The following is a 15,945-nucleotide window of genomic DNA, read 5'->3' on the forward strand; positions in this document are numbered from 1 at the left end:
ATGACTGCGAGGGCACACACACTGTCGCACCCTCGATCGACCCTGTCGAGACCCATCCGGGCGGGACCACTTCAGCCGAAACGACCGTCGGCCACGAGCCGGCGAACGAGGGGGGCACGTGACTCTGGACGCCGACCGGGAACGCCCGGACGACCTGGTGCAGAGCGTGGCCCGCGCCTTTCGCGTGCTCGAGGTGGTGACCCGCTCCCCCGGCCTGCCGGTCAAGGCGATAGCCCGCCGCAGCGGCCTCAACCTCTCCACCACGTACCACCTCGTGCGCACGCTGGCCTACAAGGGCTACGTCACCCGGCTCAAGGACGGCACGTACGACGTCGGCGAACAGGTGAGCCAGCGGTTCTACGAACAGCTCGGCTCGCTCGGCCGTGGCCCGGACACCCGTGAGGTGCTGCGGCACCTGGCCCAGAGCACCGGCTACAGCGCGTACCTCGGCCGCATCAGCGCCGGCCGCGTGGTCGTCGTCGACTACGCGGAGGCGCCAGGGTCGCCGTACCTGGAGGACCTCGAGCGCGGGCTCGACGTCTCTGCCCACGCCACCGCGCTCGGCAAGGCGCTGCTGCTCGGCATCTCCCGCCGGGATCGCTACGAGCTGGTGCTGGACGCCGGGATGCGCAAGTTCACCACGCGCACGGCGTCCGACATCCGGTCGCTGGACGCGCAGCTCGCCCGCTTGCGGCCCGACAACGTTGTCGAGGAGCACGGCGAGTTCCGCGACGACATCACCTGCGCCGCTCACCTCGTCCCTCGCCGGGCCGGCGACGACGCCACGTGGGCCGTCGGGCTCAGCATCCCCGGCGAGGCGGTACCCGCGCAGGCGCGCCGCGAGCTGGGCCTGGTCGCCGGGGACCTCGCTACGGTCTGACCCGGTCCAGCCCGGCGAGCCGCGTCGGGTTGCGGAACACCATGATCCGCACCAGCCGGTCGCCGTCGAACTCTGCGGCGGTCGCCATGGTCGGCACGCCGTCGAGCAGGGCTATCGTGCCGAGCGCCCCGTTGATCTCTGCGGGCACCCGTTCCAGGGCTGCCATCGAGCTGTCGCCGGCGAACGCGATCAGCGCGCGGGACACCTTGTCGGCGCCGCGGATGATTCGTCGGGCCGCGCGGACGACGCCGCCGCCGTCGGTCACGAGCTCCACCTCGGGGGCCAGCGCTGCCAGCACCCCGGCGAGGTCGCCGGTGAAGCACGCCGTCAGGAACCGCTCGGTGGCCTCGGCGTGCTGGGGCCCGGCGGGCGTGTAGCGCGGGCGCCGGACCCGGACGTGCTCGCGGGCCCTGTGCGCGGTCTGCCGCACCGCCGGGACGTCACGGTCCAGCGCCTCGGCGATCTCCTGGTAGGGCAGGTCGAACACCTCGCGCAGCACGAACACCGCACGCTCCAGGGGTGACAGCGTCTCCAGCACGACGAGCAGCGCCAGCGACACCTCCTCGGCGCGCTCGACCGGGTGGGCGGCGTCGGGCGTGGTCAGGAGCGGGTCGGGCAGCCACGGGCCGACATACGTCTCCCGCGCGCGCTGCAGCGCACGGAGCCGGTTCAGGGCCAGCCGCGTCGCGATCCGCACCAGATAGGCCCGGGGCTCGACGACGTCGGACCGGTCCGCCGCCGACCACCGCAGCCATGCCTCCTGCACCACGTCCTCCGCGTCGGCGGCCGCGCCGAGCATCTCGTAGGCGACGGTGAAGAGCAGACGGCGGTTGGCCTCGAACAGCTCGGCGAGGCCGGCGAGATCGGGGCGCTCGGGGTGCCCTGGGCGACCCGGTTGCTCCGGGTGCTCGGCGACCTCGGGGCGCGGGCCCGCCGCGACGTCGTCGGGCACTACTGCTCGCCGACCTCGGCGAGGGCACCGCCGAGCGGCACCTCGCAACGGTCGCTGAAGCCCTGCGCGCCGAGTCCCATCGCGGAGTTGATCCGGCTGCGCAGGTTCTCCACCGCGACGATGGCGACGAGCTCCGTGAAGGCCTCCTCGCCGAGGGCGGCGATCAGACGCGCGACCAGGTCGTCGTCGACGGACGGCGGGGTGGCCGTCTCGGCCTCCGCGAGCGCCAGCACGTCCCGCTCAAGTTCCGTGAAGCGTTCGCTCGATCGCCAGGCCGGGACGTCGTGCAGCTTCCCGGGGTCCATGTGCTCATGCTGCGCCTCCCAGTAGCCGAAGTCCACGCACCAGGTGCACCCGATCGCCACGGAGGCGGCCATCACCGCCAGCGACTTGAGGCCGGGGTCGAGGGCCTTCCAGCCGCTGACGCCGAGCTCGGTGAGCGCGTAGGTCCTGGTCACCTTCCCGTGGTGCCCGACGGCGACGAGCGGATCCAGCACCGCGCCGTACCGTCGGCGGGAGAACGCGGCCATGGCCCGGTTGGTCAGGGTGCTCGGCACGGCGCTGGTGATCCGGGTGCTGATGCTGCGGTCCGGCTCGTTCGATGTGGGGGACATGATCGGGCTCCGTTCGGTCGGTCCATGGCGGACACCCTCAAGACACCACTCGGCTCCCGGACATGACATGGGCCGGCCGTGAGCCGGGTCACACCGGGACGGGGCGGTCGTCTCGGGCGGGTGGCCGAGTGGATGGGTGAGCCAGCCGGCTACGCCGAACCGACAGTTGATCACCAGCCGAGTGCCGAACCGCACGTTGAACGTGCTCAGCCGGCCGAACCGCAGGCTGGACGCGCACCGGCGTGCCGAACCGCAAGTTGGGCGTGCACCGGCGTGCCGAACCGCAACAAGCGGGTCCATCAGACGCCCCCAAGACCAACAGCTTGCGGCTCGCCGCCGAGCCTGACGTCTACCTTGCGGTTCGAGGCCAGCTACGGCCCTGCCAGACGTCCACCTTGCGATTCGAGGCCGTCCGCCGCCCCGCCTGACGCCCAACCTGCGGTTCGAGGCCAGCCACCGCCCCGCCAGACGTCCAACTTGCGGCTCGAGCCAGGCCAGGACCCTCACGCCGGAACGCAGAGCGTCAGCACCTCCCGGTGAGCCTCGACCGTGACCGGCAGCGGCCCCACGTACTCGCCGTCCGCGTACGCGACCAGGCCCGCTGGGGCACCGACCCGGATCGCGGGCGCCCGCAGCGTGGTGACGTCCGGCCGATCGACGTGCCGCCCCACCTTGATCAGGCTGTCGAACGCCATGAACCGGAACCGGCCCACCGCGTGCACGAGGGTGACGTCGAGGAGCCCGTCCGTCGGGTCCGCGCGGGGGCAGATCGGCACCCCGCCGCCGTAGGACCTGGTGAGGCCGATCCCGAGCAGGTACCCGTCCCGCGCCAGCGACGGTGCGCCGACGGGTTCGAGGCGGTAGCCGAACCGCTTGAGCCGCAACCACTCCGCGTACACCGCGATCCGGTACCGGGCGGGGCCGGTGGGCCAGGTCATACGGTTGGTGCGCTCGTTCGTCAGGGAGTCCAGGCCTGCGCACAGGACGGTGACGAAGTGGCGCACCGTGCCGTCGTCGGCCGTGACGGTGCCCGTGTCGACGCGCTTGCGGGCTCCGTCGAGCGCCAGGTCCGCGGCGGCCGCCGGGTCGTCGAGCGGGATTCCGTGCTCGCGGGCCAGGTCGTTGCCGGTTCCGCCGGGGATCACCGCGAGCGGCAGGCCCGCCTCGAGGACCGGCTGCAGCACGGACGAGACCGTGCCGTCACCACCGGCGACCACCACGACGGCCGGCTGCTCGTCGACCGCCTTTCTGCCGAGCGCCACCGTCTCCTCGGCGTCGACGCCCTGGTAGACGCGGACGTCGACCCCGCGCTCCCTGAGCCGGCCGACCGCCACGTGACCGCTTCCCGCGCCGAAACCGCGCCCTGACGCGGGGTTCACGAGCACCGCGATGTGCCCGGTCCCACCGAACTGCTCAGTCATGTCAGCTCCACGCGCCCGCCGTCGGACGCCCTGTCGTCGAACCTGCGAAAGATGTGGTGGGCCGCAACCTACCTGGTCAGCCGGCCGGGGTCAGCCGGCCGAGGAAGCAGGGTCGGGGCCGAGCAGCGCGCCCGGGTTCATGATCCCCGCCGGGTCCAGCTCCGCCTTGACCGCCCGCAGCATCCGGAGCCCGACCTCGCCGATCTCCTGCTCCAGCCAGGGGGCGTGGTCCGTGCCGACGCCGTGGTGGTGGCTGATGGTGGCGCCCGCCGCCATGATCGCGTCGTTGACGCGGCGCTTCACCCGCTCCCACGGCACGAGCGGGTCGACGCCGAGGCCGGCGATCACCGTGAAGTAGAGCGACGCCCCTGTCGGATACACGTGGGAGATGTGGCAGAGCACGCGGCTCTTCGCGCCCTCCGCGGCGAGCCCGTCCGCCAGCGCGCCGGTGACAGCGGCCTTCAGCGCGTGCAGGTTCGACCACGTGGTGGCGGTCTCGAGGGTCTCGCAGAAGACACCGTTGTCGAGCAGCGCGTCGCGCAGGTACGGCGCCTTGAACCGGCCGTGGTCCCAGGACACCGCCAGCTTCTCGGCGGCAGGCTTTCCGCCCGCCTCCCGCAGCACCCGCGTGGTGGCCTCGCGCCGGGCCTGGGCCAGGCCGTCAGGTCCCTCGTGCAGCACGACGGCGGAGCAGCCCCTGGCCAGTGCCTTGCCGATGTTGCCGACCTGCGCGAGCGAGACTGCCGTCTCGTCCTCGTCGGACAGCCGGAGCACCGTTGGACCGGTGCCGAGCTGGGCCACCCGGCGCAGCGCGTCGGCGCCGGTCGCGAAGTCGCCGAAGCTCCAGGCGTCGAACAGCCGCACCTCCGGGACCGGGTGCACCCGCAGCCGCAGCTGCGTAATCACGCCGAACGCGCCCTCCGAGCCGAGGAACCAGCGCACCAGGTCAGGACCCGCGGCCGACCCGGGCGCGCGGCCCAGGTCGAGCGTCCCGGTCGGCGTCACGACGCGCAGCCCGGTGACCATGGCGTCGAACCGCCCGTACCCGGCCGAGTTCTGGCCGGAGGAGCGCATGGCGGCGAACCCGCCGAGGGTCGCGAACTCGAAGCTCTGCGGGAAGTGGCCCAGCTCGAAGCCCTGCTCCCCCAGTGCCGACTCGGCGGCCGGTGCGGTGGTCCCCGCCCAGAGCGTCGCCTCCTGGGCCGTGCTGTCCAGCGTGACCAGCCCGGCCAGCCGGCGCAGGTCGAGGCTGACGACGCCCCGGTGCGCCCCGGCGTCCGGCTCCAGCCCTCCGGTCACGGCGGTGCCGCCACCGAACGGCACGACGGCGAGGCTCAGCTCGCCGGCGACCGCCAGCACCCCTGCCACCTCCTCCTCGGAGCCGGGCAGCACGACGACGCCCGGCGCGACCTGCTCTGCCTGCCTGCGCCGCAGCAGGTCCGGCGTGGACTTCCCGCCCGCGTGCAGCATCCGGGCCTCGCGCCCGGCGTCGACGTGGGCGGCACCGACGATGGCGGCGAGGGCCGTCACGTCGGCGTCGTCAAGGGGCGGGGTCGTGACCGTGACCTCCGCGAGGTCCGGCGCGGGACGCCCCGCCGGTGTCCGGCCGAGCACCGCTGCGAGCAGCAGCTTCACGCCGCCGGGGAGCCCGTGCGCCGCGTCGGGGTCGCCCCAGCCCGACCACCGCATGTCGATGCGTCCGTGCTGCGGCTCTGTGCTCACGCGTCCTCCGGGTCGTCGGCGGGCCTGGCTGTCGGGCCCGGTTCGCGTTACAGTGTGACACAACATGACAATCCGTAACGCACCCCCCGGGCCGATCTCGTCACCGGACCACCCCGACGGCGAGCCCGACAGCGGGCGCGACGGCATCGAGGCGCGCCTGCTCGCGTCGGCCGGCGAGCTGGTCGCCACCCGGGGCACCCGTGGCCTGTCCGTCACCGAGCTGGCCAGGGCAGCCGGCGTCTCGCGGCCCACCGTCTACCGGCGCTGGGAGTCGGCCGAGGACGTGCTGCGCGCGCTCCTCATGCACCACGCGCAGCGCGTGATCACCGCCGTCGGCCCCCACGCCACCGACCGGGCCACCATCGTCGAGAAGGTGGTCCGGTTCAGCGAGCTGCTCCGCACCGACCCCGTGTACGGGCGTCTGCTGACCCACGAGCCGGAGGTCTTCACCCAGTACGCGTTCCAGCGGATCGGCCGTTCGCAGCGCGTCAGCCTCGAGTGGCTCGCCGCGGCGCTCACCGCCGCCCAGGAGGGTGGGACGGTCCGGCAGGGGCCGGCCTCCGACCTGGCCGTCATGGTCCTGCTCATCACCCAGTCGACCGTGCTGTCCTACCGGACGGTCACCACGGTCATCGACGCCGGAGCCCTGCGCACAGAGCTCGCACACGCCCTCGACGGCTACCTCCGTCCCTGACCGGACGGCCCGCCCGTCGCCCCTCCCCATGGAAGCAGGACCGATGCAGCGCACCGCCCTGACCGCCGTCCGGCGCGCCCGTGAGCTCGAGCAGCTCACCTCCGAGACGGTCGACCTGCTCGTGGTCGGCGGTGGGGTGACGGGCACCGGGGTGGCGCTCGACGCGGCCGCCCGTGGCCTGTCCGTCGCCCTCGTCGAGGCGCGCGACCTTGCCTGGGGCACCTCCCGCTGGAGCTCCAAGCTGGCGCACGGCGGGCTGCGGTACCTGGCCACCGGCGACGTCGGCGTGGCCCGCGAGAGCGCACGGGAGCGCCATGTCCTGATGACCCGCACCGCGCCGCACCTGGTGCGGGCGCTGCCGCAGGTGCTCCCGCTCGCACCCGGGGTGGGCAGGCGGCAGGGTTTCACGGCGGGCATCGGGTTCGGGCTCGGCGACCTGCTGCGCCGCGACGCAGGGACGCCGTCGCGGGTGCTGCCCGCCCCGCGCTTCGCCCGGCCCGGTGCGGCTGCCCGGCTGGTGCCCGCGGTCGCGCGGACGCGCCTGCACGGCGCCTGGATAGCGCACGACGGCCAGCTCGTCGACGACGCCCGCCTCGTCGTGGCGCTGGCCCGGACCGCTGCGGGGCGCGGGGCGAAGATCCTGACCCGGGTCCGGGCCACCCGGCTGCGCGCGGACGGCGCGACGCTCGAGGACGCCCTGACCGGAACGACGCTGACCGTGCGCGCCCGCGTGGTCGTGAACGCGACGGGCGTGTGGGCAGGGACGGTCGACCCGTCGGTGCGGCTACGGCCGAGCCGCGGCACCCACGTCGTGGTGCCCGCCGCGCGGCTCGGGCATCCGCAGGGCGCACTCATGGTGCCCGTGCCCGGCTCCGGCTCGCGCTACGTCTTCGCGCTGCCCACGCAGCTCGGGCGGGTGGTCATCGGCCTCACGGACGAGGAGGCGCCCGGCCCGGTCCCTGACGTGCCGGTACCGACGCAGGGCGAGGTCGACTTCCTCCTGGAGACGGTCTCCGGCCTGCTGAGCCGCCCCCTCGTGCCCGACGACGTCGTGGGCGCCTTCGCGGGGCTGCGGCCGCTGGTCGACACGGCAGGGCCCGCCGACGACGGCCGCGCCGTGACGTCCGACGTCTCGCGCAAGCACCTCGTCCAGGTGTCGCCGGCCACCGGCGCGGTGAACGTGCTGGGCGGCAAGCTGACCACCTACCGGACCATGGCCGAGGACGCGGTGGACCTGGCCGTCCGGCACGCCGGGCTCACCGCCGGGCCGTGCTGGACCGCCGACCTGCCGCTGGTCGGCGCGCCGTCGCCGGCCGGGCCGTCGACGCGGGTCAGGCGGTCAGCGCCGGTCAGGCCGTCGACGCCGGCCGGGGCCCTGCCTGCCTCGCTCGTGGCGCGGTACGGCGCAGAGGCGGCCCAGGTGCTGTCCGCCGCCACGCTGCCGGGCTCGGCGTCCGCCGTCGGGCAGGGGGTCGGGGCTGCCGCGCACCTGGACATCACGCGCGCCGAGATCGAGTGGGCGGTCACGCACGAGGGCGCGCTGGACGCGGACGACGTGCTGGACCGGCGCACCCGCGTCGGGCTGGTCCCCGCCGACCGCGCCGCGGTGCACGAGGTCGTCGGGGAGCTGGTCGCCGACACCCTGGCGCGGCTCTGACGCGCGTCGCGGGCAGCTACCGGGCCGCGTGGGCGAAGAGGAGCCCCAGCCAGGTCCAGCCGACGACGATCGTCGCGCGCTGCACGAGGCCCGCGCGCGGATGGTCGTCCTCCCACGCCTGGCCGAACACCAGGAACCCGGCTCCCGCAGCGGCCGCGGTGAGCCCCGAGTACCACTTCCAGCCGATCTCGGGGAGCACGGAGGTCGCGATGATCGCGGCGACGGGGATCGCGCCGAACACGACCATCCCTGCCCGGTCGTGCCACGTGTGCCGCCTGGAGTACTCCGTCGGCGTCTCGTCGGGAGTCCCCGGCGGGTAGCCCCGCATGGCGTCCATCGGGAACACTCCCGACGCGACCAGCGCGAGCCCGAACACCGCGACCACCAGCGCGAGCAGCACGCTGTCCACCGCACCGGCCAGCGCCACCGCGCCGGCCGTGATCGCGAGGCCGCACAGGATGAAGTTGGCGCCCTGGAGCCAGCCACGTGACCCGAGGGCCAACGCGCTGACCGGGTCACGCACCGGCCGGTAGCCCGGCCGCGTCCAGCCGTCCAGCAGGAACGTCACGATGAACAGCCAGGAGCCGACGGCGCCCGACCACAGGAGGAACGTCACGGCGCCGACCCTATCGGGCAGGCGTGCGTTCTCGTTCGCGGCGCGGGGCTCGGAGCACGGACAGCGCCACCATGCAGGCGATGAACCCGAGCAGCCAGCCGCCGGGGATGTCGCTCAGCCAGTGGTAGTCCAGCCACGACATCAGGGCACCCGCGATCATCACGATCACGGCGACGACGGGGATCAGCTTGCGCAGCCGGCCGAGGTTCGGACTCAGCCCGCTCTGGGCGAACAGCAGGCAGAGGATGAAGAAGCCGGTGAAGAACGTGTTGGCCGCGTGGCCGGACGGGAAGGCCTGACCACCGGCGTGCAGCACGTCCATGTTGTGGTGCGGGCCGGTCCGGCCGAGGCCGAACTTGGTGCCGTAACCGATCGACGCGATGGTGGCGAGGCCGGCGAGCACGGCAAGCACCGGCCGCCGGGTGCCGATGCTCCAGAGCGATCCTGGGCCGCCCTGCTTCCAGGCCACGTAGAGCGCGGTGCCGCCCACCATCGGGATGGTGAACAGGCGCTCGCCCGTGATGCTCGCGACGATGTCGAGGAAGGCCTTCTCCCACCCCACGGGGTGGTGCGCGTCCACGTAGTAGTGGAACTGCCAGTCCCAGGCGATGAACGGGCCGCGGACGACGACCTGCCAGATCAGGAAACCGAACACCAGCGCACCGAGGACTGCCGCGAGCGCCGAGCTGCGCCACGTCGGACGGGTCGACGGGTCGAGCGGAGCCTCGGTTGACGGTGACTCCACGCGCGTTCCACCCCTGCCCTCTGATTGCGCCATCAAGCCGATCCTACGGGTTTCGGGGTGAATGCTCGGCACCGGCCAGGTGTCTGGTTGACGCTGCGGGTAACGATCCTGGCATGTGCACACCAACCCCAGGACGAAGGTAACCGCCCGCCCGGTGCCCCGGCCAGGCCGGTACTACCTCTGGGGACGCGGGGGCGCGGTGCTCTCCCGCACCGTGAGCGCCACCGGGACCACCTCGTGCAGGTCCCCGGAGTCGGCGCCGTCCTCGATCCCACCGGTCCGCACCTGGTGCAGCAGGCGGGCCACGAGCCGCCGGCCGATCTCGTCGAAGTCCTGCACCACCGTCGTCAGCGGCGGCCAGAGGTACTCCGCCAGCAGGATGTCGTCGAACCCGACGACCGAGACGTCGCGCGGCACGGCCCGGCCGGCCTCGTGCAGGGCGCGTAGCACACCGGCGGCCATCTCGTCGTTGGCGCAGAACACCGCCGTGACGTCGGGGTCGGCGAGAGGGCCACGACCTGCGGCGTACCCGGAGGCTGCCGTCCAGTCCCCCTCGACGACCTCAGGGACCGGGCGGCCGGCCTCGCCGAGCGCCACGCGCCAGGCCTCGGCCCGCATCTGGGCGGGCGCGGAGTCGGCCGGTCCCGCGACGTGGTGCACGGTCCGGTGCCCCAGGTCCAGGAGGTGCTGGGTGGCCCGGCGGGCGCCGTCGGCCTGGTCGGCGCCGACTGCGGGGTGGTGGCCGACGAACCGGGAGTCGGACACGACGACGGGCAGCCGGGGCGGCAGCGCGAGCGTGTCCGGCGTTGCGGTCTCGGCCCTGATGATCACCAGCCCGTCGATGGCCTGGTGGGAGAGCCGGGTCGCGGCGGCGGAGACGACGTCGGACGTCGGGCTCTCCACGTCGATCAGCGTCACCGTGTAACCCTCCTTGCGCGCCGCCTCGACCACGGCCTCGACCGTCCGGGACTCACCGGTCCGGGCGAGCCGGTGGGCGATCACGCCGATGGTCCGGAAGCTGCCGTACCGCAACGCCCGCGCTGCGGTGTTGGGCGCGTAGCCCAGCTCCGCCATCGCAGCGAGCACGCGGTCCCTCGTGGCCGGCCGCACGTTGTCCAGACCCATCGACACGCGGGAAACCGTCTGGGTCGACACGCCGGCGAGCGCCGCCACGTCGGCCAGGGACGGACCTCTGCCCTCCACGGCATCCACCTCCTCGTGATGCGCCCTCGCACCGGCGCCCGCTTGACACTCCGGGTAACTCACGAGCACCCTAGTCCGCGTCACCATGTTTACGTCAACACGGCGCCATGCTGACCTCACCCGCGTAAGGAGCGACTCCCCTTGACCACGCTCGCATCGCCTCCGGCCGTGCCCAAGACCCAGGGACGGATGCGACGCCGCTCCCGCTGGGCCGGATGGGGCTTCGTCGGCCCGTTCATGGCCGTCTTCGCCCTGGTCTTCCTCGCGCCGATCGTGTACTCGCTCTATCTGAGCCTGTTCCAGACGCAGCTCGTGGGCGGCACGTCGTTCGTCGGGTTCGACAACTACGCCCGGGCGTTCGGCGACCCGCAGTTCTGGGACGGTGTCGGCCGCGTCACGCTGTTCCTCCTGGTCCAGGTGCCCGTGATGCTGGGCATCTCGCTGCTGGTCGCGCTCGCCATCGACAGCGGCCGCCTCTACGGGCGGGACTTCTTCCGCCTCACGATCTTCCTGCCGTACGCGGTACCGGGAGTCGTGGCGGCGCTGATGTGGGGCTTCATGTACGGCGACCGGTTCGGCCTGGTCGGCAACTTCAACGACCTGTTCGGCACCAACCTCCCCGACCCGCTGGCGTCCGTCCTGCTGCTCCCGGCGATCGGCAACATCGTGACCTGGCAGTTCGTGGGCTACAACATGCTGATCTTCTACTCGGCGCTCCGGGTCGTGCCGGTCTCGCTCTACGAGGCGGCGGAGATCGACGGCGCGGGACCGTGGCGCGTCATCTCCGCGATCAAGGTGCCCGCCATCCGCGGCGCCCTCGTGGTGGCGACGATCTTCTCGATCATCGGCTCGTTCCAGCTCTTCAACGAGCCGAGCATCCTCCAGTCGCTGTCGCCCAACTACATCTCGACGCACTACACCCCGAACCTGTACGCCTACTCGCTGTCCTTCTCCGGCCAGCAGTACAACTACTCGGCCACCGTGGCGATCATCATGGGCGTGCTCACGATGATCGTGGCCTACGTGGTGCAGCTGCGCGGCATGCGCAAGGAGGCCTGAGCCATGAGCACTAACGTCCTGATGAACGCGCCCACCGTCCGGACCCGACGGCCCCGCCCGCGTCTCCGGTCGCGCCGCACCTCGCACGCCCGGCCGACGCGCAGCGTCCTCCTGACCGTCCTCACGGCCCTGGTCGGCATCTACGCCCTGGTCCCGCTGGTCTGGCTCCTGTTCAACGCGACGAAGACCCAGCCAGACCTGTTCAGCTCGTTCGGCCTCTGGTTCAGCGGCGACTTCGCCCTCTGGGACAACATCGTCGGGGTCGTCACCTACGACGGCGGCGTGTTCCTGCGCTGGTTCGGGAACACCCTGCTGTACGTCGTGGCGGGCGCCGGCGGCGCCACGCTGCTGGCCCTGCTCGGCGGCTACGGCCTGGCGAAGTTCAACTTCACCGGCAAGCGCGCGGTGTTCGCCGTCGTCATCGGCGCGGTGGCCGTCCCAGGCACCGCCCTGGCGGTGCCCACGTTCCTCATGTTCGCCAACCTGGGGCTCACCAACACGCCATGGTCGGTGATCATCCCGTCGCTCATCTCGCCGTTCGGGCTCTACCTCATGTGGACGTTCGCGGCCGACGCCGTCCCGGACGAGATCATGGAGGCCGCCCGGATCGACGGGGCCAGCGAGGCGCGCACCTTCTTCCAGGTGGCCCTGCCCATGCTCGCCCCCGGCATCGTGACGGTGCTGCTGTTCACCGTCGTCGCGACGTGGAACAACTACTTCCTGCCGCTCATCATGCTGCGCGACCCGGACTGGTACCCGCTCACCCTCGGCCTGAACGCGTGGAACGAGCAGGCGACCACGGCCGGCGGCGAGGCGATCTTCAACCTCGTCATCACCGGCTCGCTCCTCACCATCCTGCCGCTCATCGCGGTCTTCCTGCTCCTGCAGCGCTACTGGCAGTCGGGTCTTGCCGCCGGCAGCGTCAAGGAGTGAGCACCACCCCGCACGGCTGTTCAAGAGACCTGATCCGACTGACGATGAAGTGAGAGGAACCACCATGACCATCCGCCACCACCGCGCCGTAGGTGCGCTCGCCGCGGCGAGCGCCCTGGCGCTCACCCTGACCGCGTGCGGGTCCGGGTCCGACGGCGGAGACGCCGCGGAGGCGATGTCCCCCGAGGACATCTCCGCGGCGCTCGAGGAGGGCGGCGACCTGCTGGTCTGGGCCTGGGAGCCCACGCTGGACAAGGTCGTCGAGGACTTCGAGGCCGAGTACCCGAACGTCGACGTCGAGCTCGCGAACGTCGGCACGGGCAACGACCACTACGTGGCCCTGCAGAACGCGATCAGCGCGGGGTCCGGCGTGCCCGACGTCACGCAGATGGAGTACTACGCCCTGCCGCAGTTCTCCATCGGCGAGTCCCTGGCCGACCTCGCGCCCTTCGGCGCGAGCGAGCTGGACGGCACCTACTCCCCCGGCCCGTGGGGCGCGGTGACCGACGGCGACGCCGTGTACGGCCTGCCGATGGACTCGGGCCCGATGGCCCTGTTCTACAACGCGAAGACGTTCGAGAAGGCCGGCGTCGACGTCCCCGCGACGTGGGAGGAGTTCGTCACCGCGGCGGAGAAGATCCACGCGTCGGACCCGAACACGTACATCACCGCTGACAACGGCGACGCCGGTTTTGCGACGTCGATGATCTGGCAGGCCGGCGGGCACCCGTTCGAGGTGGACGGCACCGACGTCACCGTGAACCTCGCCGACGAGGGCTCGACGAAGTTCACCGAGATGTGGCAGCAGATGCTGGACGACGACCTGGTCGCCACCGTCCCCGCCTGGACCGACGAGTGGTTCCAGGGCCTGGGCAACGGCGAGATCGCCGCGCTCGTGACCGGCGCGTGGATGCCGGCGAACCTCGAGTCCGGTGCCGCCCCGGCGTCGGGCGACTGGCGCGTCGCCCCCATGCCGCAGTGGACCGCCGGTGCGAACGAGACCGCCGAGAACGGCGGCTCCGCGCTGTCCGTCACCGAGGCGAGCGAGAAGAAGGCGCTGGCCTACGGCTTCCTGGAGTACGCGAACGCCGGCGACGGCGTCGCGACGCGCCTCGACGGCGGCAACTTCCCCGCGACGCTCGCCGACCTCACCAACGAGGAGTTCCTCGCGGAGGAGTCCGAGTACTTCGGTGGGCAGAAGATCAACGAGGTGCTCTCCGAGTCGGCCACGAGCGTCGTGACCGGCTGGCAGTACCTGCCGTACCAGGTCTACGCGAACAGCGTGTTCCCGGACACGGTGGGCCAGTCGTACACGGGCTCGACCCCCCTGGCGGACGGCCTTGCCGCCTGGCAGCAGTCGATCGTCGGGTACGGCAACGAGCAGGGCTTCACCGTCGGCGAGTGAGCCGTTCGGCAAGCAACCGGTGACGACGGCGGGGGTCTTCCCCGCCGTCGTCCCGCTTCCCCCATCACGACAGCACTCCGAGGAACCACACCTATGCCCACGTTCGACATCGGACCCGAGGACTTCCTGCTCGACGGCGAGCGGATGCAGGTCGTCAGCGGCGCGCTGCACTACTTCCGCGTGCACCCCGACCAGTGGGCCGACCGCATCCGCAAGGCCCGGCAGATGGGCCTGAACACCATCGAGACGTACGTGCCGTGGAACTTCCACGCGCCCGAGCCCGGGGTGTTCGACCTGGACGGGCGGCGCGACCTCGGCCGGTTCCTCGACCTGGTGGCAGCGGAGGGCCTGCACGCGATCGTGCGGCCGGGGCCCTACATCTGCGCGGAGTGGGACGGCGGTGGCCTGCCCGCCTGGCTGCTCGCCGACGACGCAGTCGGTGTGCGGCGCCACGAGCCGCGGTTCCTCGACGCGATCGGCAAGTACTACGCGAGCCTGCTGCCGCTGGTGGCGGAGCGTCAGGTGACGCACGGCGGCCCGGTGCTGATGGTGCAGGTCGAGAACGAGTACGGCGCCTACGGCGACGACCCGCTGCCGGAGCGGCAGCGGTACCTGCGCGCGCTCGTCGACCTGGTCCGTGACCAGGGCATCGACGTCCCGCTGTTCACCTGCGACCAGGCGAACGACGAGATGCTCGCCCGCGGAGGCCTGCCGGAGCTGCACAAGACCGCGACGTTCGGGTCGCGCACGGCGGAGCGGTTCGAGGTGCTGCGCAGGCACCAGCCCACCGGGCCGCTGATGTGCATGGAGTTCTGGAACGGCTGGTTCGACTCGTGGGGCCTGGAGCACCACGTGGCGCCCGCCGAGGCGAACGCGGCCGACCTGGACGAGCTGCTCGCCGCCGGCGGGTCCGTCAACCTGTACATGTTTCACGGCGGCACCAACTTCGGGCTGACCAGCGGCGCGAACGACAAGGGCATCTACCGGCCCATCACCACGTCGTACGACTACGACGCACCGCTCGCCGAGGACGGCAGCCCGACCGCCAAGTACTTCGCGATGCGCGACGTGATCGCGCGGCATCTCCCGGTGCCCGACGACGTCCCGGTGGCCCCGGAGCCGGCCCCCGTGCTGGACGTGCCCCTGACCGCGCACGTCCCGCTCGCCGACGCGGTGTCCTCGCTCGTGCGGGGCGCCCTGCGTGCCTACGACCACGCGCCGACGATGGAGGAGCTGGGCCTGTGGTCGGGCTTCGCCGTGTACCGCACCCGCATCCGGCCCGACGACGCCGTCCTGACCGTCGGCGAGGTGCGCGACCGCGCCGTCGTGCTGCTCGACGGCCAGCCGGTGGGTGTGCTCGACCGTGGCTCGCACACGTTCGCCGTCGCCCTGCCTGCGCGCGCGGGCGAGCTGACGCTGCTGGTCGAGAACCAGGGGCACGTCAACTACGGGCCGCGGATCGGTGAGCCCAAGGGGCTGATCGGCGCCGTGCGGACCGCCGTGCGCACGCTGGACGAGTGGACCGCCGGCGCGCTGCGCGTCGAGGACGCGGCGGACCTGCTGCGCGGGGCGCTCGACGTGACCGTCCCCAGCGGGGCGGGCGCGGCGGCTGCGGCAGGTGCCGCAGTGGCGGGCACCTCAGGGGACACGGCCGAGGACGCGACCGCGGGTGCCGCGTGGGCCGGCCTGTACCGGGGCACGTTCGACTCCGTCGCCGGAGCCGACCACTTCCTGCGGCTCGACGGCTGGACCAAGGGTCTGGCCTGGGTGAACGGCGAGCTGCTCGGCCGCTTCTGGAGCCACGGCCCCACGCACACGCTGTACGTCCCCGGACCGCTGGTGCGCTCCACCGGCAACGAGCTCGTGCTGCTGGAGCTGCACGGTGCGGCGAGCGCGCGGGCGAGGTTCGTGAGCGGCCCGGCCCTCGGCATCACGGAGCAGTAGGCCGGGCGGACCCGAGACTCTCTTCGCGACTAGGTTTCTTTGCTTTCGACGGCCTGAAAGCGGAGGAACCTAGGTCTCGAAAGAGTGTGGGCACCAGCGG

At 72.5% G+C, this 15,945-nt stretch carries 14 protein-coding genes; 7 read left to right on the forward strand and 7 right to left on the reverse strand.

Annotated features, from left to right (window positions below):
- The first annotated feature begins 118 nt into the window (after positions 1-118).
- Positions 119-880 (forward strand): IclR family transcriptional regulator, encoded by a 762-nt coding sequence (locus ACFS27_RS04155; RefSeq protein ID WP_377180583.1) that lies wholly within the window; start codon positions 119-121, stop codon positions 878-880.
- On the opposite strand, the gene sigJ is transcribed toward ACFS27_RS04155, so the two are convergent.
- From sigJ to ACFS27_RS04175, 4 genes are all read right to left on the reverse strand, one after another.
- Positions 870-1,832 carry an RNA polymerase sigma factor SigJ gene (sigJ, locus tag ACFS27_RS04160; RefSeq protein WP_377180584.1) on the reverse strand — a complete coding sequence of 321 codons (963 nt, stop codon included), beginning with the start codon at positions 1,830-1,832 and terminating at the stop codon, positions 870-872. The genes ACFS27_RS04155 and sigJ overlap by 11 nt on opposite strands.
- Positions 1,832-2,446, reverse strand: coding sequence for a carboxymuconolactone decarboxylase family protein (locus ACFS27_RS04165; RefSeq protein WP_377180585.1), 615 nt, complete (start codon positions 2,444-2,446; stop codon positions 1,832-1,834). The genes sigJ and ACFS27_RS04165 overlap by 1 nt, the downstream gene beginning before the upstream one ends.
- Before the next feature lie 503 nt (positions 2,447-2,949).
- A complete protein-coding gene (locus ACFS27_RS04170; protein ID WP_377180586.1) occupies positions 2,950-3,867 on the reverse strand; it encodes a diacylglycerol kinase family protein in 918 nt (305 codons plus the stop codon).
- Between the two features lie 90 nt (positions 3,868-3,957).
- Complete coding sequence (locus tag ACFS27_RS04175) at positions 3,958-5,589, reverse strand: FAD-binding oxidoreductase (RefSeq protein WP_377180587.1); 1,632 nt, start codon at positions 5,587-5,589, stop codon at positions 3,958-3,960.
- Positions 5,590-5,653: 64 nt separating this feature from the next.
- Between ACFS27_RS04175 and ACFS27_RS04180 the strand changes: the two genes are divergently transcribed.
- Positions 5,654-6,283 (forward strand): TetR/AcrR family transcriptional regulator, encoded by a 630-nt coding sequence (locus ACFS27_RS04180; RefSeq protein WP_377180588.1) that lies wholly within the window; start codon positions 5,654-5,656, stop codon positions 6,281-6,283.
- Positions 6,284-6,326: 43 nt separating this feature from the next.
- The gene (locus ACFS27_RS04185) at positions 6,327-7,940 is read left to right on the forward strand and encodes a glycerol-3-phosphate dehydrogenase/oxidase (RefSeq protein ID WP_377180589.1); all 1,614 of its coding nucleotides are present in this window, start codon (positions 6,327-6,329) and stop codon (positions 7,938-7,940) included.
- Between the two features lie 16 nt (positions 7,941-7,956).
- Here the strand turns inward: ACFS27_RS04185 and ACFS27_RS04190 are convergent, their stop codons facing one another.
- From ACFS27_RS04190 to ACFS27_RS04200, 3 genes are all read right to left on the reverse strand, one after another.
- Positions 7,957-8,556 carry a DUF998 domain-containing protein gene (locus ACFS27_RS04190; RefSeq protein ID WP_377180590.1) on the reverse strand — a complete coding sequence of 200 codons (600 nt, stop codon included), beginning with the start codon at positions 8,554-8,556 and terminating at the stop codon, positions 7,957-7,959.
- 10 nt (positions 8,557-8,566) lie between these two features.
- Entirely contained in the window at positions 8,567-9,301 is a 735-nt protein-coding gene (locus tag ACFS27_RS04195; RefSeq protein WP_377180591.1) for a phosphatase PAP2 family protein, read from the reverse strand.
- 174 nt (positions 9,302-9,475) lie between these two features.
- Entirely contained in the window at positions 9,476-10,513 is a 1,038-nt protein-coding gene (locus tag ACFS27_RS04200; RefSeq protein WP_377180592.1) for a LacI family DNA-binding transcriptional regulator, read from the reverse strand.
- Positions 10,514-10,693: 180 nt separating this feature from the next.
- Here ACFS27_RS04200 and ACFS27_RS04205 point away from each other — a divergent pair, with 180 nt between their 5' ends.
- The 4 genes from ACFS27_RS04205 (at position 10,694) to ACFS27_RS04220 (ending at position 15,845) form a co-directional block, all read left to right on the forward strand.
- Positions 10,694-11,563 (forward strand): carbohydrate ABC transporter permease, encoded by an 870-nt coding sequence (locus ACFS27_RS04205; protein WP_377183589.1) that lies wholly within the window; start codon positions 10,694-10,696, stop codon positions 11,561-11,563.
- A 3-nt stretch (positions 11,564-11,566) separates the two neighbouring features.
- On the forward strand, positions 11,567-12,496 hold the full coding sequence (locus ACFS27_RS04210; protein WP_377180593.1) for a carbohydrate ABC transporter permease: 930 nt from the start codon (positions 11,567-11,569) through the stop codon (positions 12,494-12,496).
- A gap of 64 nt (positions 12,497-12,560) precedes the next feature.
- On the forward strand, positions 12,561-13,901 hold the full coding sequence (locus tag ACFS27_RS04215) for an ABC transporter substrate-binding protein (RefSeq protein WP_377180594.1): 1,341 nt from the start codon (positions 12,561-12,563) through the stop codon (positions 13,899-13,901).
- A gap of 93 nt (positions 13,902-13,994) precedes the next feature.
- Entirely contained in the window at positions 13,995-15,845 is a 1,851-nt protein-coding gene (locus tag ACFS27_RS04220; protein WP_377180595.1) for a glycoside hydrolase family 35 protein, read from the forward strand.
- Positions 15,846-15,945: the final 100 nt, after the last annotated feature.

It is taken from the genome of Promicromonospora vindobonensis (genome assembly GCF_042685865.1).
In the GTDB taxonomy this organism is placed as follows: Bacteria; Actinomycetota; Actinomycetes; order Actinomycetales; family Cellulomonadaceae; genus Promicromonospora; species Promicromonospora vindobonensis.